The 23,098-nt window shown below is 39.5% G+C and carries 18 protein-coding genes; 8 read left to right on the forward strand and 10 right to left on the reverse strand.

Going from position 1 to position 23,098, the window contains the following annotated elements; translation table 11 throughout:
* Window positions 1-106 precede the first annotated feature (106 nt).
* The 10 genes from GD630_RS03095 to GD630_RS03140 all read right to left on the reverse strand — a co-directional run bounded on the left by GD630_RS03095 (window position 107) and on the right by GD630_RS03140 (window position 11,633).
* A complete protein-coding gene (locus GD630_RS03095; RefSeq protein WP_143867900.1) occupies window positions 107-4,210 on the reverse strand; it encodes a hybrid sensor histidine kinase/response regulator transcription factor in 4,104 nt (1,367 codons plus the stop codon).
* Window positions 4,197-5,036 carry a transporter substrate-binding domain-containing protein gene (locus tag GD630_RS03100; RefSeq protein WP_143867902.1) on the reverse strand — a complete coding sequence of 280 codons (840 nt, stop codon included), beginning with the start codon at window positions 5,034-5,036 and terminating at the stop codon, window positions 4,197-4,199. Before GD630_RS03100 ends, GD630_RS03095 begins: the two co-directional genes overlap by 14 nt.
* Before the next feature lie 17 nt (window positions 5,037-5,053).
* A complete protein-coding gene (locus GD630_RS03105; protein ID WP_143867903.1) occupies window positions 5,054-7,096 on the reverse strand; it encodes a putative porin in 2,043 nt (680 codons plus the stop codon).
* Window positions 7,097-7,217: 121 nt separating this feature from the next.
* Window positions 7,218-7,760: a 2-oxoacid:acceptor oxidoreductase family protein gene (locus tag GD630_RS03110; RefSeq protein ID WP_007758949.1), complete on the reverse strand. Its 543-nt coding sequence runs from the start codon at window positions 7,758-7,760 to the stop codon at window positions 7,218-7,220.
* A 20-nt stretch (window positions 7,761-7,780) separates the two neighbouring features.
* On the reverse strand, window positions 7,781-8,545 hold the full coding sequence (locus GD630_RS03115; protein ID WP_007757401.1) for a thiamine pyrophosphate-dependent enzyme: 765 nt from the start codon (window positions 8,543-8,545) through the stop codon (window positions 7,781-7,783).
* A 12-nt stretch (window positions 8,546-8,557) separates the two neighbouring features.
* Window positions 8,558-8,734, reverse strand: a complete 177-nt coding sequence (locus GD630_RS03120; RefSeq protein WP_007757400.1) for a hypothetical protein — start codon at window positions 8,732-8,734, stop codon at window positions 8,558-8,560.
* A 7-nt stretch (window positions 8,735-8,741) separates the two neighbouring features.
* Entirely contained in the window at window positions 8,742-9,824 is a 1,083-nt protein-coding gene (locus GD630_RS03125; RefSeq protein ID WP_007757399.1) for a 3-methyl-2-oxobutanoate dehydrogenase subunit VorB, read from the reverse strand.
* An 11-nt stretch (window positions 9,825-9,835) separates the two neighbouring features.
* Window positions 9,836-10,063 carry a 4Fe-4S dicluster domain-containing protein gene (locus GD630_RS03130; protein WP_004297419.1) on the reverse strand — a complete coding sequence of 76 codons (228 nt, stop codon included), beginning with the start codon at window positions 10,061-10,063 and terminating at the stop codon, window positions 9,836-9,838.
* 34 nt (window positions 10,064-10,097) lie between these two features.
* Window positions 10,098-10,379, reverse strand: a complete 282-nt coding sequence (locus GD630_RS03135) for a tetratricopeptide repeat protein (protein WP_007757398.1) — start codon at window positions 10,377-10,379, stop codon at window positions 10,098-10,100.
* Window positions 10,380-11,075: 696 nt separating this feature from the next.
* On the reverse strand, window positions 11,076-11,633 hold the full coding sequence (locus GD630_RS03140) for an RNA polymerase sigma-70 factor (protein ID WP_143867905.1): 558 nt from the start codon (window positions 11,631-11,633) through the stop codon (window positions 11,076-11,078).
* 208 nt (window positions 11,634-11,841) lie between these two features.
* Between GD630_RS03140 and GD630_RS03145 the strand changes: the two genes are divergently transcribed.
* From GD630_RS03145 to GD630_RS03180, 8 genes are all read left to right on the forward strand, one after another.
* Window positions 11,842-12,765, forward strand: a complete 924-nt coding sequence (locus GD630_RS03145) for a FecR family protein (RefSeq protein WP_143867907.1) — start codon at window positions 11,842-11,844, stop codon at window positions 12,763-12,765.
* Between the two features lie 250 nt (window positions 12,766-13,015).
* The gene (locus GD630_RS03150; protein ID WP_143867909.1) at window positions 13,016-16,294 is read left to right on the forward strand and encodes a TonB-dependent receptor; all 3,279 of its coding nucleotides are present in this window, start codon (window positions 13,016-13,018) and stop codon (window positions 16,292-16,294) included.
* A 24-nt stretch (window positions 16,295-16,318) separates the two neighbouring features.
* A complete protein-coding gene (locus GD630_RS03155; RefSeq protein ID WP_143867911.1) occupies window positions 16,319-17,890 on the forward strand; it encodes a RagB/SusD family nutrient uptake outer membrane protein in 1,572 nt (523 codons plus the stop codon).
* A gap of 27 nt (window positions 17,891-17,917) precedes the next feature.
* Window positions 17,918-18,943: a glycoside hydrolase family 18 gene (locus GD630_RS03160; RefSeq protein WP_143867913.1), complete on the forward strand. Its 1,026-nt coding sequence runs from the start codon at window positions 17,918-17,920 to the stop codon at window positions 18,941-18,943.
* An 11-nt stretch (window positions 18,944-18,954) separates the two neighbouring features.
* Window positions 18,955-20,157: a DUF1735 and LamG domain-containing protein gene (locus tag GD630_RS03165; protein ID WP_143867915.1), complete on the forward strand. Its 1,203-nt coding sequence runs from the start codon at window positions 18,955-18,957 to the stop codon at window positions 20,155-20,157.
* Between the two features lie 189 nt (window positions 20,158-20,346).
* Window positions 20,347-21,288: a PD-(D/E)XK nuclease family transposase gene (locus tag GD630_RS03170; RefSeq protein WP_143867916.1), complete on the forward strand. Its 942-nt coding sequence runs from the start codon at window positions 20,347-20,349 to the stop codon at window positions 21,286-21,288.
* A 153-nt stretch (window positions 21,289-21,441) separates the two neighbouring features.
* Window positions 21,442-21,981: an RNA polymerase sigma-70 factor gene (locus tag GD630_RS03175; protein ID WP_143867918.1), complete on the forward strand. Its 540-nt coding sequence runs from the start codon at window positions 21,442-21,444 to the stop codon at window positions 21,979-21,981.
* A 47-nt stretch (window positions 21,982-22,028) separates the two neighbouring features.
* Window positions 22,029-23,024 (forward strand): FecR family protein, encoded by a 996-nt coding sequence (locus GD630_RS03180; protein WP_143867920.1) that lies wholly within the window; start codon window positions 22,029-22,031, stop codon window positions 23,022-23,024.
* Window positions 23,025-23,098: the final 74 nt, after the last annotated feature.

The raw sequence follows: 23,098 nt of genomic DNA on the forward strand, positions 1-23,098 counted from the left end.
TTTGGTTTGTCTGGTAGTACCGTAAGTTTATAAAATCATCCCATTCTTGTATAGGACAATCGCTTCTGTGACGTTCTTGGAACGATTTTTATAACTTGGAATGATTTTACAAACCTTTGATGTATTCGGTGGGCGAGACTCCGTAGGTAGCTTTGAAACATTTGGTGAAATAGGCAAGTGTACTGAATCCGGTGGCTATTGAGACTTCTGTTATGTTCATGTCCGTTTCTTTCAGTAATTGCGCAGCTACTTCAAGACGCTTGTGGCGAATCAGGTCATTCAGAGATAAATCTGTCACTGCTTTGAGCTTGCGGTAGAAGTTACTTCGGCTGAATCCCATCTCGTCGCATATCAACTCAACTTTTAAGTCCGGGTTGGCAAGATGACTTTCTATAATCTCGAATAATTTCTGCATGAATTTATCATCGGCGGAACTGGCTTCGATACCCATTGACTGGAGAGAGAAGTTTTTTCCATACATTGATTTCAGTTTTTCCCGTTGCGTCAGCAGGTTGTAAATTCGTATTAGCAGCACATCTATATTGAACGGCTTTACTATATAATCATCAGCCCCCGAAAGGAAACCTTCTTTGACGTGCATTACCATAGTGCGGGCTGTAAGTAGAATTACCGGAATGTGTCCCGTCTGCAGATCATTCTTTATCATGGAACAGAGTTTCAGTCCATCGACTCCCGGCATCATGATGTCTGTCACAACTAAATCGGGAAACTCTTTCAGTACGATATTGAAGGCTTCGGAGCCGTTATCCGCTTCGAGTATCCGGTAATGGCGTTCAAGATGTTCTTTCACATAGCTGCGTATGTCCTCATTGTCTTCCACTAGCAGGATTGTCTTGCCTTTCAAAAAAGGAAGTTCCTCTTCAGAGTCAAGAGCTTGCCCGACTACTGCCTGCTCTTCCTGTACATCTTCGGGTTGGGTATTTTTCGTGTCTTCCTCTGTTGGTTGCACCTGCTCATTATTCGGAAGTATGATAGTGAATATGCTTCCTTTCGGCTGATTAGAGTCCACACTAATTGTGCCGTGATGTAAATGTACGATGGATTGTGTCAGACTTAGGCCGATACCTGTTCCGTTTACGTTATCATTGACAGTCTGTGGGGTATTGACTTGATAGAACGGATCGAAAATATGGGTACGGGCATTTTCCGGAATTCCTTTCCCTGTGTCCGCTACCTGGATGATGACACGATTGTCGGGGGCCGTTATTAGTCTTAAAGAAACTGTTTCTCCTAAAGAAGTGAATTTAAAAGCATTTGAAAGCAGGTTGAATATAGCTTTTTCCAGCAGACTTTGGTCGAAATACACAGGGATTTCCCCTTCTGGAGCTTCATATTGGAAAGTAATCTGTTTGCTTTCCGCTATTTGTTTGAAGGTGTAATAAATTTCAAGCAGGAAAGCATTCAGATCCGAGTGGGTAAGTTTCAATGTGAGGCTACCGCTTTGATTTTTTTGCAAATCCATTAATTGATTGACCAGCAACAACAGGCGGCGGGCATTCTTTAATACCAAATCCAGTTTGGTTTTGATAAAGAGGGGAACTTCTGCCTGACGTACCAGCTCATCGATAGGGCTGATAATCAGAGTTAGCGGTGTGCGCAATTCATGTGAGAAGTTGGTGAAAAGCCGGATTTTGGTTTGATGAAATTCCTCCATCCGTTGCTTTTCCATTTGTCGCATCCGCAGGTTCAGTTCCAGCTTGTGCTTGCTGTACATATAATATCCGATGGTGTAGGTGATTCCTATAAACAACAACGCGTAGATGATATAAGCCCAAGTTGTTTTCCACCAAGGAGAAAGGATTACTATTTCCAAAGTCTTTCCTTGAGAGTTCCATACACCGTCATTGTTGGAGGCAATGACGTGGAATGTATATTTGCCGGGAGCAATATTGGTATAGAAAGCTTCTTTACGGGTTCCTACATGGTTCCAGTCTTGGTCATGGCCTATTAATTTATAAGCATATTGATTCTGTTCGTGCAGGATATAGTTCAGGGCGCAATATGCAATAGAGAAATTATTCTGGTTGTAGGCGAGGGTAACCGTTTCAGCATCGTCCGGGTTGGTCTCCAATAATTGGCTTTTATCACCCGGTTGTACAACTTTATTGTTAACAGTCAATCGGGTAAGCACTACCGGTGGCATCATATTATTCTTAATCAATGAACGGGGAGTGAAAGAGAGAAATCCGTTGCTTCCACTAAAATAGACTTCTCCATTGGGCAAGCAGATACCTCCTTGGGGGGTAAACTCCAATGTTTCGAGTCCGGCAAAACAGTCATAGGTATGCACTTTTCCTGTTTTTGTATTTATTTCGGTAATGCCGTTATCTATGCTTGCCCATATATTCTGATTATATTCCACCAGGGTATATACTTCCTCATTCGCCAATCCTTCTTTTGCACCGATATGGCGGATGATTCCTTTACCTTCCTGATACTGATAAATTCCTGCGCCGGAAGTTCCTATCCATATCTCACCGTTCTTTTTTCTCAGTATACCGGTGATATAATTGTTCTCCAGTTTACGGGACGGTTCTTTTTCTTCTGTTGAATATCGTATCAAGGTTCTTTTTTCCGTATCATATTCGTAAAGTCCGAATGAACGCGTCCCGATCAGGTATACGTTTTCACGAAGCGGCAGAAATGCCCGTATACTGGAGAAACCAATTGTTTCTCCAGTATCTCCGATAGGGAATTTACGGGTTACCTTTTTATCTTTCGTAATTCTGACCAGTCCCTGGCGGGAAGTCGTTCCTAGCCAGATAGTTTCTTTTGCATCGCGATAAATAGTATAAATACCTAGATTTTTCTCTTTGAACTGGTGGATAAGTGAAAAACGTTTTGTCGGAATGTGGAAGCAATACAGTCCGCCGTTATTTGTTCCACACCAGATATTTTCTCCTTCTACCATCAGAGATTTGATGATATTCTTATTATGCATCCCTACAGGATGTTCTAATAGATAATTGGCGTATTCTTTTGTGACCGGATTGAATTGCAATAGCCCGCCACCTTCTGTTGCTATCCAAAGGGAATTGGAACTATATACCATCGGACCGAAAATGTTATATAGCTTTTGCTCACTGCTTTCTAAGGGGTGGTAGAATATAAAACGGTTATTAAGAGGATTATAATAATTAACCCCACCGGAATAAGTTCCTACCCATAATGTTCCGGCACGGTCTACACATAAGCTGCGTACAGAAAAGTGGCTTAGATTATTACGATTTGCTTCGAATGTATTGTATTGGGTGATGACGTCATTCGTCAGATTGAGAACGCTCAGACCATCGAATGTTCCGATTATCAGCCGTTGGTTTTGTTCCTGAATACAACGAATGTAATTATCCGTCAGCCCACTGTTATGCTTTGAAAAAGTGACAATGGTCTGTTGGTCCGGGTTCCATTTATTCAGCCCTTTCATATCCGTACCTATCCATATCTGATGCTGTGAGTCTTCAAAAATGCAACTGATGGTATTATCGGAAAGGGAAGGAGTGCTCTCTTTGTTCAGCTTTTTTATGATATTCAGGTTTTTATCGCATATCAGCAGACCTTTGTTATGAGTGCCTATGTAGAGTTTTTCCTCCTTATCTATATATAGAGAGGTGATCGATTCCCGTTCCAACAGTCCGTCAAAAGTTATGGGCTGGAATGTATTCTTTTCCGGCATCCAACGGCAGAGTCCCAAACGTGTGCCTATCCATAGCTCTCCTGACTTATTCAAACAGAGCGAAAGTATCCTGTTACTGGGAAGTGACGGATAATCTGCTACCTGATAATTGGTGATAAGATTGGTCTTTTGATTGAGATAATTCAGTCCGTTGGTCGTTCCAATCCAAAGGCCTCCATGAATATTATCCGGCAGTAGTTTGGTGATGTGATTGTCTGTTAAGGAATTGGTGTTTTGATTGCTGTGTTTGTAAATAGTGAAAGTGGCTCCATCATATTTATTCAGTCCGTTACGGGTGGCAAACCACATATATCCTTTGGCGTCTTGACAAATATCGAGTACGGATAACTGTGATAAGCCGTTGTTCAGATTGATTGTTGAAAAGTTGAATGCCCGGTTTTCTTCCGCATACGAAAGGGTATTGCCGAAAGACAATAGAGAGATGAAGAAAAATAGATAAAAAGTATAGGATTGTTTTCGTTTAGTAAATAGATTGATAAGGTTATTTTTTATCATAGTATTTCTTGTAAATCTTTTGATATTCTTCTTCCTTCTGGAATCTATCCAGCCATGCATTCAAACTGTCGAGTAAGACAGGTGATTGTTTGCTGACTGCCCATGAGTAGAATTGTGTGAAACTGATTGCCGTATTGATATCTATTTGTGGCAAAGAATCTGCAGCAGCCCGTGCGATACTTTCATCACATACGGCATAGTCGATGTCTCCATGTGCCACGAGTGAAATCAATTGTTCCGAGCCGTATTTTTCTATTTCCTTTATATAAATGGTATCTCCAATCTCATTTCCCAAGTTCTGAATACGCAAGATTGACGGGGAACCCTTTATGACATGGAGTGTTCTTTGCGCTAAATCCAACTGACTGCGTATGTAGAGGGAATCGTTTTCTCCGGTTGCTTTCCGTTGCACTAACACTTGTTTGTTGAGTACGATGGGAGAGGTGAGCAGTAAAGAATCCTTCAATTTGCTGGTTGCTAATATACCGTATGCTATTACGTCATAACGGTCCTCGCTCAATCCTCTCAGACGATCTTCAAAACTCATATAAGGGCTGATGTCAACTCTTAGTCCTTTATCTCGGCCGAATGCCTGTATCAGTTCATAATTAAACCCTGCAACCGTATCCCCGTCTACATAAAAACTGATGGAATTGTACTCTGTTGCTACACGTAATACACCTTCTCTGATAATATCTGCATAGTCGCGTGGGGGAAGCGGTTGTTTTTGCTGATTGTCGCATCGACGGAAACAGAAGAACAATGCCAGTACGATAATTACAGGTATCAGATATCTAAGCAATCTTATTTTGGGGCGTGTCACCATAAGCTGTAGAAGTTTTATCAATCATAGAAGTTCCATGAAAGGCCGAATTTCAGCACACGTGGGTTGATAGGGTAATGAGGAGACAGGAAATAATTCGGTCTGCTCATTCCTTGATTCACGTGATACATCATTACATAGAAACGTGTACGCTTTAAATGTAAGTTTGCGTAAACATTTACAATAGGATAGCCGCCTATCTGTACCTGGTCGTCGACCGGTTGCAGATGGAAGTTCTGAATGGCGGGCATATATGCAGGGGCATTGTATTTGGTAAAGTATCTCAGATCAGCGCCCAATTGTACGCTGAGTACTTTTTTTGCCAGTTTGAACTGCATATAAAAGTTATGATATAGCGAGAGGTCCGGCAAGGGAAGCACGGTCTGGTCGCTGGACTTCTGCCAGGTTACCTCATTATCCAAATGGAAGATACCCAATTTGAAGTCCTGATTAAGACTTGCTGACAACACTTGCAGACTTCCGCTTTTTTGTTCGGGCAATGCTTGTTGATTGAAATAAGTATAGTTCTTAATATTCTCTACTCCTGCTTTCAACTTAGTCCTCCAGCGGGCAATGCTCAATTCTCCTTCAATGCGGGTATGGAATTCCTTATCCATATCATTGTCCCACCAGAAATGCTTGGAGTGATAGTGGCGCATATAGAACGGAGCCAGTTTATTGCTGACCTCTCCACGGGCTATAAGGCTGACCGTATCTTTCCACAGAGGAAAATTCAAGTCTATATCGCCTTTTACATTAAACTGTCCGATTGCTTTTCCTCCCAGTCCCACTTCACCGATGGCATGATAATGGAGTACATTACCTTCACGTTTGGACAATTCTCCTCCTACGAATATCTCATTCTCATTGTATTTGTCATTTCCTATGCCTTCCAGGTTCATCAGCGTATATTTGCTGATTTTATAGGAGGCAAATGCCGTCAGTCCGGCTTTGGCATATTTATTGAACCCTTCCAACAGGGCAATACCTACGGTGTTTTTGATTCCTATATAGGTCGTACTGTCTTTTACTAATGGATTATCAGGTTCTAAATAAGTGTTCTGATAGTAATCTTTCACGTCATCTTCAGAATGGAAACTATGCCGTGCACGTTCCACTTGAACGGTATGTATAAAACTGGTGACCGGAACGAATTCTTGTTTGGCGGGCATGGTGTCGTTTTCAGCCTGTGGTATATCCCGTTTGAATCCCAAGTTATAGCGTTGGGTCAGAAAAACGTAAAAGTCGTGGTTACGGTTGGTCGTAGCGCTTAGTATGGTAGGAATATTCGTTGATTCATACTCCCTTTGACCCTGTGCCATTTCCTCCGGTGCAGTGATATATCGGTCATCTTCGATACCTCCGTTCTCGTTTGTTTTCAGATAGTTATTGCTGTATATGGCTTGCATTTGGTAGCGGTCGCCGATATAACTACCGAAAAAAGCTGCATTGAAATGTGATGTACTTTGATTATTGTAATATCCCCGTCCGTACAGATAATCTATGTTGAAGCCGAAAGCCAGCCGTTTGTTTACATTGACAGAGAAATATGATTTAAAACGTTCTTCCCCGTTCACCTTGTTACCGGCTTTGTGATATGTCAGGTTGGTATAAGGTACGTTACTGTTCGTAAAGTTGAATTCCGTAGGACGGATAAAGAAACTGGAGAAAGGCTCCATGAAAATAGTTGGCTCAGGGTCACGACGGTCGAAGAAAATACGTGACATACGGGGAGAACCCATATTGGCCAGATAATTGTAATGTCCGGTCAGCCCGTCAGTCAGGTTCGTGTTCTGGAAATGATGATATGCAGTATCCGCCGGAATCATAGTCCGGTCACCCAACTGGTTTTTGATACGCCACATATATAATTTGGGAGGTAACCCCTGTACTTCAACATTTGCACTGTCCAGTTTGTCCGGAATCATGGCAGGGTCTACCTGATTACCGTATTGGTCGTATCCGTTTTCGTCGATTCTTTGGCGACCATTATCAAACTGTGCATGAACAGTTGTCAGACCTATAACGGTAAGTAATATATATAATAGTAAGATTCGTCTCATAATTGGAGGCAAAGATACTTACTTTAATTGATTTAATGATAATGGATAATTGAAAATTATGTTGCATACGTACAACACGTAGCTAATAATTATCAATTATCCATTATTCACTATCCATTAATTAAACTTCGCGGATAAGCTCCATACCTTTCTTGATAGCTTCCTCGTTCATAGGAATCAAGTGGTGGTGGCGTTCCGGCAAAGTCTTTTTCAAGCCTTTGATGACATTTTCTAAAGTAACAATCGGACGAAGTTTCAGCAGACCGCCTAATACGATCATGTTGAACGCTTTAGCGTTGTTCATTTCATTGGCTGCATCCATTGCGTCGATACGGTATACTTTGATGTCTTTGCGGGTAGGAGGGTTGATTATTCCGTAACCGTCATAAATTAAGACACCACCGGGTTTCACCTTACTTTCAAACTTTTCGAGTGAAGGCTGGTTCAAGATGATGGCGGCATCGTATTTACTAAGAATCGGTGAAGATATCTTGTCATCGCTGACGATTACTGTAACGTTGGCAGTACCACCCCGTTGTTCCGGACCGTATGCCGGCATCCAGCTCACTTCCTTGCCTTCCATCAAACCGGAATAAGCCAGAATCTTACCCATAGACAATACGCCTTGTCCACCGAATCCTGCTATAATTATTTCTTCTTTCATTGTTCTGTTGACTTTTAGCGTTATTCTTTATCTTTTAAATCACCCAGCGGATAGAACGGGAACATATGTTCTTCCATCCATTTGTTTGCTTTTTCCGGGGTCATCTTCCAACCGGAACTACAAGTGGAAACGATTTCTACCAAATTGGAACCTTTACCGTTCATCGAGTTCTCGAAAGCCTTGCGAATAGCTTTCTTCGCTTTACGGATGGCCGGTACCGATTGTACGGACTGGCGGCTTACGTAAGCTGTTCCTTCCAGTTGGGCGGCGATTTCTGTGATTTTCAATGGATAGCCGTGAAGTTCAACGTCACGTCCGTAAGGACAAGTCGAACTCTTCATACCTACCAGTGTAGTCGGGGCCATCTGACCGCCTGTCATACCGTAAATGGCATTGTTGATAAAGATAATCGTGATGTTTTCGCCACGGTTCAAAGCGTGTATAGTTTCAGCTGTACCGATACAAGCCAAGTCGCCGTCACCCTGGTAAGTAAATACGAGGCGATCCGGCCACAGGCGCTTCACAGCAGTTGCCACAGCAGGAGCACGTCCGTGTGCAGCTTCCTGCCAGTCAATATCCAAATAGTTATAGGCGAAAACTGCACATCCTACCGGAGAGATTCCCACCGTTTTATCTTCCATACCCATCTCCTCTATTACTTCGGCAATGAGCTTGTGTACCACACCGTGACTGCAGCCCGGACAGTAGTGCATGGCGTTGTCGTTCATCAGAGTCGGTTTTTTGTAAACCAGATTCTCGGGTTTGATTATTTCTTCTTTAGTCATAACTTCTTCTCCTTATCTGTTGGTGAACCGTATAAAAAACTCCATCAGCTTGACAAAGATTGCCGCGCCGCATACGTAGATAAACATTTTGAAATCTTCCTTTCCTACAACGAAATAGGTGATAATGGCTGCAACAGCCAGAATCATGAAAAGGATGTTCAGTACGTTTCTTATTTTATCGGGATTCATCGTTTCGTTATTTGATTATTTTTTCTTCCAAAGCAGTTACAATTTCATCCGGGTCGGGGACGATACCACCGAGACGTCCGAAATGCTCTACCTTTATTTTACCGTTAACAGCCAGGCGGACATCTTCAATCATCTGTCCGGCATTCAACTCCGTAACAAGCATACCTTTTACTTTGTCAGCATAAGCGGCAATAGCCTTTGTAGGGAACGGCCACAAAGTAATCGGACGAAGGATACCTACCTTGATACCTTTCTCACGAGCCAGCTCCATGGCTTTCTGACCGATACGTGCCATTGAGCCAAAAGCAATAATCAGATATTCTGCATCTTCACAGTTTATTTCTTCAAAACGTACTTCGTTTTCTTCGATTTGGCGATACTTAGCCTGGAAGCGGAGGTTGTTGATTTCCATTGCTTCCGGTTTCAGTTCCAAAGAAGTGATGATGTTCGGTTTGCGATCTTTAGCCTTTCCGGTAGCAGCCCACGGACATTGCTCAATCACTTCCGCTTCTGTGCGGCGTGGCTTTTGTGCAGGAAGCACTACCTTTTCCATCATCTGTCCGATCACACCGTCAGCAAGAATAATGGCTGGATTACGATATTTGAAAGCCAGTTCGAATCCCAATGCCACGAAATCTGCCATTTCCTGTACAGATGCCGGAGCAAGAGCGATTAGCTTGTAGTCGCCATGACCACCGCCTTTCACAGTCTGGAAATAGTCGGCCTGACTCGGTTGGATGGTTCCTAATCCGGGACCGCCACGCATCACGTTTACAATCAGACAAGGAAGTTCGGCACCTGCGATGTAAGATATACCTTCCTGTTTCAGACTGACACCGGGACTTGAAGACGATGTCATTACCATCTTTCCGCTGCCTGCGCCTCCATATACCATATTGATAGCTGCCACTTCACTTTCTGCCTGGAGTACTACCATGCCGGTTGTTTCCCACGGTTTCAGTTCGGCAAGTGTTTCCAACACTTCCGATTGGGGAGTAATAGGATAACCGAAGTATCCGTCCGCACCGCAACGGATAGCTGCGTGGGCGATGGCTTCGTTTCCTTTCATTAATACAACTTCTTCTGCCATATTCTTTTCTTTTATTCTACTTTTACTTTATACACTGAGATACATCCGTCCGGACAAACTGTTGCACACGAGCTGCATCCGTTACAGGTATCTTCTTTCACTTGCCAGGCATAGTTATAGCCTTTCATGTTTACCTCTTTGTTGAGGGCGATTACATCGAGCGGACACGCCACTACGCATAGGTTACATCCTTTGCAACGCTCCGTGTCGACTACGATTGCTCCTTTGATTTTTGCCATAATCTTTATTTTATTACGTTATCTTTGAGTTCGATTATTGATTATACATATCTTTGTGATAGAAGTTTAGAATATCTATCGCCATTTTCCGGGCCTGAACGGCGGGGCTGTCAGGATTAAGGTCGATAGCGTACTGGTAATTGTCCAGCGCTTGCTTCCAGTCTCCTTTTTTCCGGTAGGCATTTCCCCGTAAATAGTAGAGAATATCTTTCTCGTTTTCGACAGAAGTGTCTAGGAGAAGTTGGTTCAATTGCTCAATCGCTGTGTCCACATCCCCCTGATTGATAAGCTCTTTTAGGTTTTCTATTTGCTCCATTTCTTTTGTCTTTCGGGATTCTGAAACGCAAAGATAGTTTTTATTTGTGTAAATGAGACAAATGAAGCCGGAAATTTGTATTTGGGAAAAGACTTTCCTGTGGATATTGTTATGCTCACAAGGATAAATGAAATAAAAAAAGACCTTCACTTTTTCTCTGTATCGACCTGTTTATCGGAATTAGCGGGTGAAGGGCAATCTTTTCACCTGCTGTTTCACCTTCCTTGAATCCGAATCAAATATACGGTCGCTTTAGTCTATTGTATTGGCAATAGACTTCTGGGAGACTAATGGATAACTTCGTGTACCTTATTAGAGAAACTCCTTGTTAGTGTAGACAAAGTTGCATTTCATTAGATGTATTCTATAAACAAAGGCTTCGTTTGTAAAAACAAAGGTTTGGTTTATATAAACGAAGCCTTCATTTATAAAAACGGAACCTTCGTTTATAGATTGTTTGTAGTAGAAAGCAAGTTAGGTTGTAACAAAAGTAAGTTTAGTTGGATTGAAAAATAAGTTCTACTACAATAGAAACATAGAGAATTAGCATATTATCGGATTGTATGGGTGAGGAGAAGGTGAAAGAGCTGCTCTTCACCCGCAAACATTGATAAACAAAGCGTTTCAGCGAAAAGGTGAAGGGCATTTGAAACAGGAAAAAGTGTGTAAATTGTAGGGGGGGACAACAATGAAGATTTAGATTTTTGCAAATAATAGCAGAAATAAGGGCAGATAATCTTTCAATTCATTTCGCAGAAGCTCCATTGTTTTTTGTTTGTACCGATTGATGGACTTCACGCTAAGATTCATTTCTTCCGCAATTTCCGCATGGGTCTTTCCTTCAAAGAAACTTTTTATAAATACCGTGCGATAACTTTCCGGGAGTTTATTCAGTGTTTCGTACAGCATTCTGTATAATTCGTCAAGGGTATATACGCTGTCCGGTTCCACTTCGTAAATGGGAGCTTTCTTTTGAATAACTTCTGCATAGTTCCATTCATACTCTTGATGTTTCAGATAATTCAGGCAGCTGTTTTTTACACACATTTTGATATATCCCAATGCTGTGTCCGATTGAAAATCAAAAGAATCTATTTTATCCCATAGTGAAGTAAATACATCCGAAACAATATCTTCCCGTGTCTCTTTATCATCAATAAATCTTTTTGCATATAGGACGAATGGAGCATAAAACTCTTCATAAAGTTGCTTGAAGGTCTGTTCTTTAGGCTGTTTTTGAAAAGATATTTTCATTATTTTGAGATTCTGTTGTTTTTCATTTCGTTGCAAATATATAATAAGATAATCGCTAAACCTTAATTTTTCTGTTTCTTTTTTTATTCTTTTGATGAGAAATTTGGAAATAAAATAAAAAAAATCCGTTTTTCCTGTCCCTTTTGGGAAACTTTGATTGTATTATAAATGTAATTGCAATTAACAGATAAAGATTTTGAAAGAAAATATGGAAAATATGAATCCGGAATCATTGTTTCGCAAAGCACAGGCATTGGGAGATGATATTAGAGAAATGGAGTCCATCGATACATTGGCGGCCTATCATAAAGCGAAACTTGATATAAATAAGGTAGAAAGAAAAAAGACTGTTTATAGTCAGTTGATGCGATATGCGGCATTATTGGCTATTCCTCTTTTAATGACATCTTTGGTTCTGGGATATTTATATTTTGATGGAGCGGAAGAAGAAGTAAAGTATGCCGAAATTACGGCTGCTACCGGTTCGGTGATACGTTATGAACTTCCGGATGGTTCTGTTGTGTGGCTGAATGCTGGTACGACTTTACGTTATCCTACGGTCTTCAAAAAAGATAATCGGAGTGTAGAACTGAAAGGGGAGGCCTATTTTGAGATACAGGCAGATCAAGAACGTCCTTTTTATGTAAATACCCGGAATGGATTGAGTGTCTATGTTTATGGTACAAAATTCAATGTAAACGCTTATGAAAATGACGATTATATAGAAACAGTGTTGGAGAAAGGTAAAGTAAATGTAATAACCCCCAATCGGGAAACAATAGTTTTGACTCCCGGAGAACAATTGCTTTACGATAAACAGAGTCAGAAATCGGTAAAGAATAAAGTAGATGTTTATGGAAAGATAGCTTGGAAAGATGGAAAGTTAGTTTTTAGAAATACGCCGTTAGAGGAAATCTTCAAGAGATTGGAACGCCATTTCAATGTGGATATTCAATATAATAATAGGTGTGAAAAAGAATATAGATATCGGGCTACTTTCCGGGATGAGACTTTGTCGCAGATATTGGATTATTTGGCTAAATCTGCAAAAATGAAATGGAAAATTGAAGAATCTCAGCAACAAGCTGATGATACATTTACAAAGAAAAAAATTATAGTGGATTTGTATTAGTAGTAACCTTTAAAAATAGAATAGCCTATGAGATACACGCATTAAAGATGAAAAAAGGAAGAAAGTTGCTACCAACAACTGTCTTCCTCAGAAAACAGATTCACGGTATGGGGTCTTGCAAACACTAACCGGAATCAAACCATAGTTCATTTAGTAATAAACTTTAGTTAGCCGCAAATGTATGAAAAAAAATCATTCATTTATTGCATTATGTTCTAAATATGCTTTAAATCTAAAATTTCCTTTAATTATGAGGATCAGTCTTACACTACTTTTCCTAGTTGTATTACAGCTTTCTGCTGAAAATAGCTACGCCCAACGAATGCGTATTGCCATTTCTATGAGTAATGTATCTGTAGAACAGGTACTGAACAAAATCGAGGAGACTTCTGACTATGTATTCCTCTATAATGATGAGACGATTCAAAAGAGTCGTATTGTGTCTGTAAGAAGTAAATCCGGAAAAATTACTGATATTCTGGATGATATATTCAAAGGAACGGATATATCATATACTGTGATTGATAAACAAATAATCTTGTCTAAATCAAATAAAGTTAATCAGAATGCTAAGGCTATTCAGATAAAAGGTACGGTAAAAGATGCCTTGGGAGAGCCGTTAATTGGTGTCAGTGTATTGGTGAAAGGTACTTCTAACGGTACGGTGACTGATTTGGACGGGAGATTTTCTTTGAATGTTTCCGTTGGAGATATTCTTGAATTCTCGTATGTTGGTTATGCAGCTCAGTCGGTAACGGTAAAAAATGCGAATCCGTTGGATATTGTGTTGAGTGAAGATGCGCAAGCTCTGGACGAGGTGGTAGTAACCGCATTGGGTATCAAGAGAGAAGCTAAGGCTTTGACGTACAATGTGCAGGAAATAAAAGCAGCCGGTATTACAAAAGTGAAAGATGCTAACTTTGTAAATAGTCTTTCCGGTAAGATTGCAGGTGTGACTATCAATCAGAGTTCATCGGGAACCGGTGGATCTTCCCGTGTTGTCATGCGTGGAACGAAATCTTTGTTTGGTGAAAATAATGCATTATATGTTTTGGATGGTATTCCAATGCAGGGGTTAAGGACCAAACAATCCGATAATTTTTATGAGTCTGTTGAAGTAGCTGATGGTGACGGTATATCTAATATCAATCCGGAAGATATAGAAAGTATGTCAGTTTTGACTGGAGCTTCTGCAGCGGCTTTGTATGGTAACAGAGGAGCTAACGGTGTGATATTGATTACAACCAAAAAAGGTGCAATTGGAAAGCCTAGAATAAGTTACTCTAACAGCACTAGTTTCTCAAGACCTTTCGTTACTCCGGAATTTCAGAATACATACGGACGTAAGGAAGGTGAATTCAAGAGTTGGGGAGATAAATTGGAGAAACCTTCTACATATAACCCATTGGACTTCTTCCAGACAGGTTTCAATACGATGAATTCTATTGCCGTATCGACCGGAACGGAAACTAATCAGACTCATATATCTTTTGGAGCTGTAAACTCAGAGGGTATTATTGACAATAATAAATACAACCGTTACAACTTTACATTCCGTAATTCTTGGGATATTGTGAAGAATGTTTTGAGTATGGATATGGGATTATTTTATATTAAACAGAATAATCAGAACAGTAATGGCCAGGGTATGTATTATAATCCTTTGGTACCAATTTATTTGTTTCCACCAAGTGACGATATAAATAAATATGCTGTTTATGAAAGATATGATACCGACAGAAATTTCAAGACTCAATATTGGCCTTATGGTAATCAGGGATTGGGTATGCAAAATCCGTATTGGATTATCAACCGTAATATGTTCAATACCGACAGAGATCGTTATATCATGTCATTGTCAATGAAATGGAATATAACCAATTGGCTTAATATTATCGGACGTGCCCGCATTGATAATGCTTATACTGATTTCGAACGTAAACTGTATGCATCTACAGATGGGTTATTCTCTAAATCTCAAGGAAATTATATGAATCAAGAAGATAAGAATACTTCAACTTATCTTGATTTCTTAGTGAATGTAGATAAGAAGTTCGGTGAAAATTATCATCTGTTGGTAAATTTAGGAGGGAGCTTTTATGATGAGAAATATAAATCGGATACGTTTGAAGGCAATTTAGTAGGGGTGCCTAATTTCTTTCACCCGAGTAATATACCTTCTACGGAAAGTAATTATAACAAATCAGAATTACATACCCAGACACAGTCCATCTATGGTAAAGCTGAAATCGGTTATCGGAACTTTCTTTATGCAGATGTCACAGGACGTATAGACTGGTTTTCTACATTGGTAGGTACATCTAAAGAATATGTATGTTATCCTTCAGCTGGTCTTTCAGTCATATTGTCAGAAATACTTCCTTTGCCGGAAAAGATCATTTCTTTCTGGAAGATTCGTGGATCATATGCACAAGTTGGTAATCCTCCAAGCGCATACCTTCCTTATGCTACGGTAGCATTGGAGAATGGTAATGCAACAAGTGCCAATTTTACGCCTGCCAGTCATTTAAAACCGGAGATGACCAAGGCATTCGAGTTCGGTATGGACCTGCGCTTGTTCCAAAATAAATTGAATATCGCAGCAACATATTATAATTCAAACACTTATAACCAATTGTTTAAATATGAGCTACCGCCTAGTACAGGGTATGCTTTTGCTTATGAAAATGCCGGTAAGGTAAATAACTGGGGTATTGAATTGAGTGTTGGTTTTAATCAAGATCTGGGACCTGTACAGTGGAATTCAAACTTGATTTATTCAATGAACCGTAATGAGATTAAAGAATTACTTCCTGAATATGTAACCGACCGCACTACGGGTATGACCGTAAAGTCACCGACAGAGTTTTCTGTGGCCACTGCTGATTCATATAGAATGATTTTGAAAGAAGGTGGTAGTATGTCTGACATTTATGCGACTAAACTGAAACAGGACTTGCATGGAAACATTCTTATTACTAATGGGGGCGTGTCGGCAGAAGAAAATACTTTCATCAAAGTAGGTTCTGCGGCTCCAAAATATAATTTAGGTTTTAGAAACAGCTTTTCTTGGAAGGGGCTGGAACTTGATTTCTTGATTGACGCACGTGTTGGCGGTGAAGTTATCTCGGCTACACAGGCTCTGATGGATCAGTTTGGAGTGTCTCAGCAAACAGCAGACGCACGTGATAATAAAGGTGTAGTGGTGAATAAAGGAAAACTGGATGCAGAACAGTATTATGGAACTGTTGCTTCAGGTAAGACCGGTTTGCTGGCACATTATGTATATAGTGCAACCAATGTTCGTTTACGTGAAATGTCATTATCATATATGCTTCCATCAAAATGGTTTGGAGAAAAGTTAAATATTTCTCTTTCTTTGACGGGACATAACCTGTTGATGTTCTACAATAAAGCCCCATTCGATCCGGAACTTACGGCTAATACAGGGACTTATTATCAAGGTTTCGATTATTTTATGCCTCCTAGTTTGCGTAGTTTCGGTTTTGGTGTAAAAGTTAACTTTTGATTTTAATTTTTTAAAAAGAAGAAAATGAAAAACAAAATTTATAACATCTCACATATTTGTTTCCTGATGCTTATTTCCTGTTTTTTGTTAGGAAGCTGTATGTCTGATACGATTAATCTGGATCCTGATAAAATTCAGGAAGAAGAATTAGACAAAGACAATTTATGGGGTAGTTATCTCACGACGATGCAGCGTAGGGTAGTTCCTGAAGATGTTAACTTGTTTCAGCGCTCGGAGGACCTTTTTGGTAATATGTATTCTGGATATTTTGCAGGAACGCAGAACTGGGGAGGGGGAGCAAATGGTACTACTTACGCTATTTCTGATGAATGGAAGGATGCTCCTTTTAAAAGTGCGTTTGTGGAATTTTTGTCTTCTTGGAATATTCTGCGTCAGAAAGTGGATTCTACATCTGTTCTTTTTGCTGTTGGTGAAATTGTAAAGGTGGAAGCTATGCATAAAGCTACGGATATGTATGGTCCATTACCCTACTTGAAATTTGGATTGACAAATCCTGTCCCTTATGATTCACAACAGGCTATCTATGAATCATTCTTTAAGGAACTTGATCATGCCATTGACATCTTGGTTAAATTTGATCAGGCTAATCCGAGTTCTAAAGCCCTTGTTAAATTTGACCTGATTTTTAATAGTAATATCTCGAATTGGATTCGTTTTGCAAATTCTCTGAAATTACGTTTGGCGATGCGTATAAGTGCTGTTTATGAGGATGCTCAGAAAATAGCTGAAGCAGCAGTTGCTCATCCGTATGGGGTGATTGAAAGTAATGACAACAATCCGACAATGCAGTCCAATTCTAACCTTTCGTTTACCTATCACAATCCTATTCACAGTATTAGTAGTGCCGAAGGTTATGAAGAGGATGTAATGGGTGCCACTATGGATGCTTATTTGAATGGTTTTGAGGATCCTCGTAGAGCTGTGTTTTTTGCGTTGTCTTCTAATGGCAATTATCGAGGGTTGCGTAATGGACATAAGAATGGAGATGTTTTTAAAGGTGACGAGGGGTTGTCTAAACCTAATATACAACAAGGAACACCTTACATCTGGATGACTGCGGCTGAAGTTTTCTTTTTACGGGCGGAAGGAGCCTTAAAGCAATGGGATATGAAAGGTACTCCGGAGGCTCTTTATAAATCCGGAATACGTGCTTCTTTTGAACAGCATGGAGTCAAAAATGTGGAAAATTATCTGGTCAGTACTAAAGTCCCGGCAAGATATCCTGGATTTAAGACTAGCCCTTCCGCACCTGTGCCATCTGATATTACGGTTGTTTGGAATACGAACAGTACAAAAAAACAGTTGGAACAGATTATTACCCAGAAATGGATTGCAATGTATCCATTAGGACAGGAAGCATGGAGCGAATTCCGTCGTACAGGATATCCTAAAATATATGAGATTGTCAATAACGAAAGTGGCGGTGTTATTAGTACTTCTATACAGATCCGCCGTGTTCCTTTCCCTTATTCTGAATATCTGGGGAATAAGGATGAAGTAGAAAAGGCTATAAAACTATTGAACGGTCCGGATACCGGAGCAACTCGTTTATGGTGGGATTTAGCAGACAAATAGTAATAAGTATTATTTATAATAAACGATATGAAGAAATTATTAATGTATATAATTGTTTCTGTGATGATTGGCACGGGGATTATATCGTGCAATACGGATATAGAAGCTTTGGATATAGTAGTTCCTGATAATATGTCTGAAGAATATTGGGAAAGTTTGAGAGCATATAAAGCTAGGAATGATCATGAAGTCTTTTTTGGCTGGTTTGGCGGATGGACAGCTAACTCTGCTGATATGATAAACTTCTTGAGCAGTGTACCTGATAGTGTGGATATTATTTCTATATGGGGTGATTATAAAAATTTAAGTCCGGCTCAAATAGAAGATTTGCGTTATGTGCAGGATGTGAAAGGAACTCGGGTGACATATACGATCTTCGCTCACAAAATTCCTGATGAATTTATGTCTGGAGAGAATCATGAAATTGCAACTTCGGAGGGAATAGAAGAATATGCCAAGGCATTAGTTGATACAATGTATAAGTATGGTTATCAAGGTATTGACCTTGATTATGAACCTGGATATCAAGAATTCCCGGGAGTTCCGTTCAATGGCCCTTTGGTTGGACCTTCATATATGTGGCCTGACTATATGGACAATATGGAAATTTTTGTAAAAGCATTGGGTAAGTATATTGGTCCAAAATCCGGAACTCGTAACTTGTTGATTATCGATGGTGTGCCTTATCATTTGAAACAAGGACTGGCTGAGTACTTTAATTATGGTGTTGTGCAGTCATATAATTCTCCATCGTATTATGATTTACAGAGTCGCTTTGATAATGCTGCTCGGAATGGTTGGAAACCAGAACAGTATATCTTTGCAGAGACATTTGAAGGTGGAAAATATGTGAATGGAGGGGTTTCGCATACTTTAAGAGAGGGAGGTACAGTACCGTCACTGGAAGGTATGGCACGTTTTCTTCCTATGTATGAAGGTAAACTGGCTACTCGTAAAGGAGGTTGTGGTACATATCATATGGAAAATGACTACCGCTCTAATCCTAATTACAAATGGACACGTGAGGCTATCAGAATAATGAATGAACATTAATATTTGAAAAAATGAAACAGAATATAAAATATGCACTATTGACTCTGTTCTCCTTTTTAATGATGTCTTGTCAGAAAAGTCAGGAATATTATGAAGGAGTGTATATTGTAGGAGCAGATAAATTATCTCCGGTTGCTAATTTGACGATTGATGATTTACCGGCAGTGATTGGTATTAAGGTTGCTTCATCTAATACAATAGAGAATAATGTGGAAGTAATGATGAAGTCTACTCCGGAATTGGTAGAAGCGTTTAATAAGGAGTATAAGAAGAATTATGAATTACTTCCTGAAAAATCTTATAAGTTGGAAAATACAAGCTTGATAATTGAAAATGGAAAAAGCATTTCTTCAGAAGGTGTACGTTTAAGTATTATCAGTCGCGAACTATTGAAAGAGGGTACGACTTATGTGCTTCCGGTAAGTATTGCGGGAGTGTCTGATAAGAATCTTTCTGTCATAGAAGGCTCGCGTACTATATACATCGTTATTAATCAAGTTATCATAACCCAAGCGGCTGATTTGTCTAACAGTTGGGAATATTTTAAGGTTGATTTTAGGAAAGAATCAAAATATAATACCGCGGCATTGACAAATGTAACGTTTGAAGCTCGGGTACGTTTTAAGAAGATGATACCTACAAGTGGAAAATGGTGCTTCTCTGTTATGGGATTGGAAGAGAACTTCTGTTTGCGTACGGCAGGCAGTAATACAGAGGGTTGGAAACTGCAATTGAGTGGTGGAAGTCCAGCTATTGATTCTAGAGATGTTTTGCCTAATGATAAGTGGGTGCACTTAGCCTGTGTTTATGATGGTTCACAAGGTAAAAAGTTTATTTATGTTAATGGCGAATTACAAGGAGAACTTCCGGATACACGAGGTACTGTTGATTTAACCTACGCTTACGGGCAGGATGCAAATGCTGCATTCTATATTGGACAATCAGCTGCTGATGACCGTTATATGAATGGGTATGTCAGCGAGGCACGTGTATGGGCTGTCGCCCGTTCAGCTGCCGATCTGAAGAATAACGTATGTTGGGTGGATCCTTTAACTGATGGGTTGGTTGCTTATTGGAGATTCAATGAACCTGCTGAGGATAATGCTAAGGTTGTAACCGATCTTACCGGTAATGGATACAATGCTACTTTTGCTGGTTGGGGAAATCTTAGGTTTGTAGAAGGAGTGCGTTGTCCTGATAATACTGCTGAATAGTTATAATGAAGATATTTAAACAATAGTGTGAAGCCTAAAAGTTAGATAAAGGGACTTTTAGGCTTCTTTTTAATTTTAATCGATGTAGGTTTATATACAAACAGGAGGTATTTCGGAAAAATAAAGTCTCCCAATGCACAGATATCCAAATATATGTGCTATTTTTGTCATATACAAAAGTTATGTAATATGTCTAGATACGTCAATCCTTTTACAGATATAGGGTTTAAGATAATTTTCGGTCAGCCTGCCAGTAAGGAGCTTCTTATAATTCTACTGAATGAGTTGCTCGCCGGAGAGCACCATATTGAGGACCTTGTTTTTTGGGATAAGGAGGATCGTGCGGATAATGTTCATGACAAGGGAATTATTTATGATCTATATTGTCGTACAGATAGCGGTGAATTTATAATTGTGGAAATGCAGAATCGGTGGCATAGCCATTTTCTGGACCGTACACTTTATTATGTTTGCCGTGCCGTGAGCCGTCAGATAGAGAATCCTCTTCCCAAACATATTCCGATACCCGAGAATCGGGATGAAAATGGAATGTTGGTGAAAGAAGAATTTGTTCCTTATGGAAAACATTATCAACTTTTTACTGTTTATGGTGTTTTCTTAATGAATTTCAAGGAAGCGGGATTGGAGGAAAAGTTCCGTACGGATACGGTTGTCTCGGATAAGGATTCGGGAGCTGTGGTAAATCCCCATTTTCGCCAAATCTATTTGCAGTTCCCCTATTTTACAAAAGAATTGGCGGATTGTAATACCTTATATGATAAATTAATTTATGTATTGAAGAACATGAGTAATTGGAGCAGAATGCCTGATGCATTGAAAGACCAGGTATTTGAACATTTGGCAAAATTGGCGGCAGTCGCAAATCTGTCGGAGGAGAATCGTATCGCTTATGATAAAGCGGTAGACCGCTATAGTGTGAGTCAGATTGTGGAAGAAGACGAACGTCGGGCGGCTGAAGAAAGGTGCCGGATTGCTTTAGAAAAAGGATTGAAGGAAGGTCGAAAAGAAGGGCAGCGTATTATTGCTTCTCAAATGAAGCGTGACGGAATATCTATTGAAAGTATTGCTAAATATACGGAGCTTTCTATAGAAGAAATAGAAGATTTGTAGCCTGGTATATTGTATGCATTTTAATAAAAAATCGGGAGAATATGATTGATACATTTGACAATCTCGTTTTTTTGTTATCTCATTTATTTGTTTATTCTATTAAAATACCCTACTTTTGGCTTACATATAATCAATGTAACCTGAAAATCTCTGATGACATATCATGATGAACAACTGAAAAAGAGAAAATTCGAACAATTTTTTATTCTGACTTTTCCGAAGGTAAAAGCTTTTGCATGGAAGATTTTGCAATCGGAAGAAGATGCTGAAGATATTGCTCAAGACATATTCGTTAAATTATGGGATAATCCGGAAATCTGGGAAGATAAAGAAACGTGGGATAGTTATATCTATACAATGTCTCGTAACCAGATTTATAATTTTCTGAAACATAAATCCATTGAATCCAACTATCGGGAGAAAGTCATAGAAGAAGATTCCCCCTCTTATGAATTTGACATATATGACCAACTCTATGCCAAAGAACTTCAGCTCTTGATCAAGCTCACTTTGGATAACATGCCGGAACAAAGAAGAAAAGTTTTCCAGATGAGCCGTCAGAAAGGAATGACTAATAAAGAAATTGCTGATAATCTGCAACTTTCTATTCGTACAGTGGAACGCCACATCTATTTAGCACTACAAGAACTAAAAAAAATCATTTTAATCGCATTTTTTTTCTATTTCAGTTGAGTAGTCCGTTTTAGGTAATTGTCTATATTATATAAGGCAAATCTAAAATGAAGAATTATATTCAAAAAATTATCAATGTATTCACTGCTTCCAAGCATAGTGAGAAGGTAACCGAAGAAGTACATCAATGGTTAGTGGGTGAGGAACATGCCGATGAAAAGGAGGCTGCGTTGAATACTTTATGGGAAGAAACAACAGGAGCTGTGGATGCAGGTACATGGAATTCTTTAGCTAAGGTATATGATAAGTTGGGAGTAAGTTCAAAGGATGCAAAAACAAGATTCCGAATAAGAGTATGGCAGTATGTTGCGGTAGCGGTAGTGGTGTTGACCGTTGCTATCTCCGGTACTTTCTTCTTCACCAAAGATATGTATTCGGAAATTGCCATGGTTGAGAAATTTACCCCTGCGGGTGATACAGATATGATAGAACTTCCTGATGGAAGTAGAGTGCAGACTAATTCCGGTACTCTTTTACTTTATCCGGAAACATTCAAAGGAGATACGAGAACCGTATACTTAATAGGTGAAGCCAATTTTAAAGTGCAGAAGAATCCTGATAAACCTTTTATCGTAAAATCGACCACAATGTCCGTAACGGCTTTAGGGACTGAATTTAATGTAATGGCTTATCCGGAAAATGACGAAATTGTAGCTACGTTGATTCATGGTAAGATAAAAGTAGACTGCAATAATGGAAAAGAAAGTTATATCTTGAATCCGGGCCAACAGATAAGCTATGCACGTTCAACTACAAAAAGTAGATTTGCCGAAGCCAATTTGGACGACGTAACTGCCTGGCAGAAAGGACTGTTCGTGTTCAGAGGAGCAACAATGAAAGAAATCTTGTCGACATTGGAACGCAGATATGTAGTGACTTTCCAGTATAATGCCAATCTTTTCAATGAGGACAAATATAATTTCCGTTTCCGTGAGAACTCGAATATAAAAGAAATTATGGATGTGATGAAAGAAGTTGTAGGAGGATTTGATTATAAAATAGAAGAAGATGTATGCTATATAAAAGCGACTAGGAAGAAGTAAATTAGTCAAAAAATACCGTTTGTATAACCTTAAAATAACCGTTTTGTCATGAAAAAAAGTATCCGGAAGAAGGA

Source organism: Bacteroides zhangwenhongii (assembly GCF_009193325.2).
In the GTDB taxonomy this organism is placed as follows: domain Bacteria; phylum Bacteroidota; class Bacteroidia; order Bacteroidales; family Bacteroidaceae; genus Bacteroides; species Bacteroides zhangwenhongii.

What these genes read in the sequence shown, in the direction of transcription:
- GD630_RS03120 (WP_007757400.1), bottom strand. Translation starts at nt 8,734, where the DNA reads ATGAATCCCGATAAAATAAGAAACGTACTGAACATCCTTTTCATGATT.
- GD630_RS03145 (WP_143867907.1), top strand. Translation starts at nt 11,842, where the DNA reads ATGGAAAATATGAATCCGGAATCATTGTTTCGCAAAGCACAGGCATTG.
- GD630_RS03125 (WP_007757399.1), bottom strand. Translation starts at nt 9,824, where the DNA reads ATGGCAGAAGAAGTTGTATTAATGAAAGGAAACGAAGCCATCGCCCAC.
- GD630_RS03110 (WP_007758949.1), bottom strand. Translation starts at nt 7,760, where the DNA reads ATGAAAGAAGAAATAATTATAGCAGGATTCGGTGGACAAGGCGTATTG.
- GD630_RS03155 (WP_143867911.1), top strand. Translation starts at nt 16,319, where the DNA reads ATGAAAAACAAAATTTATAACATCTCACATATTTGTTTCCTGATGCTT.
- GD630_RS03175 (WP_143867918.1), top strand. Translation starts at nt 21,442, where the DNA reads ATGACATATCATGATGAACAACTGAAAAAGAGAAAATTCGAACAATTT.
- GD630_RS03100 (WP_143867902.1), bottom strand. Translation starts at nt 5,036, where the DNA reads ATGGTGACACGCCCCAAAATAAGATTGCTTAGATATCTGATACCTGTA.
- GD630_RS03135 (WP_007757398.1), bottom strand. Translation starts at nt 10,379, where the DNA reads ATGGAGCAAATAGAAAACCTAAAAGAGCTTATCAATCAGGGGGATGTG.
- GD630_RS03170 (WP_143867916.1), top strand. Translation starts at nt 20,347, where the DNA reads ATGTCTAGATACGTCAATCCTTTTACAGATATAGGGTTTAAGATAATT.
- GD630_RS03095 (WP_143867900.1), bottom strand. Translation starts at nt 4,210, where the DNA reads ATGATAAAAAATAACCTTATCAATCTATTTACTAAACGAAAACAATCC.
- GD630_RS03160 (WP_143867913.1), top strand. Translation starts at nt 17,918, where the DNA reads ATGAAGAAATTATTAATGTATATAATTGTTTCTGTGATGATTGGCACG.
- GD630_RS03115 (WP_007757401.1), bottom strand. Translation starts at nt 8,545, where the DNA reads ATGACTAAAGAAGAAATAATCAAACCCGAGAATCTGGTTTACAAAAAA.
- GD630_RS03180 (WP_143867920.1), top strand. Translation starts at nt 22,029, where the DNA reads ATGAAGAATTATATTCAAAAAATTATCAATGTATTCACTGCTTCCAAG.
- GD630_RS03130 (WP_004297419.1), bottom strand. Translation starts at nt 10,063, where the DNA reads ATGGCAAAAATCAAAGGAGCAATCGTAGTCGACACGGAGCGTTGCAAA.
- GD630_RS03105 (WP_143867903.1), bottom strand. Translation starts at nt 7,096, where the DNA reads ATGAGACGAATCTTACTATTATATATATTACTTACCGTTATAGGTCTG.
- GD630_RS03165 (WP_143867915.1), top strand. Translation starts at nt 18,955, where the DNA reads ATGAAACAGAATATAAAATATGCACTATTGACTCTGTTCTCCTTTTTA.
- GD630_RS03150 (WP_143867909.1), top strand. Translation starts at nt 13,016, where the DNA reads ATGAGGATCAGTCTTACACTACTTTTCCTAGTTGTATTACAGCTTTCT.
- GD630_RS03140 (WP_143867905.1), bottom strand. Translation starts at nt 11,633, where the DNA reads ATGAAAATATCTTTTCAAAAACAGCCTAAAGAACAGACCTTCAAGCAA.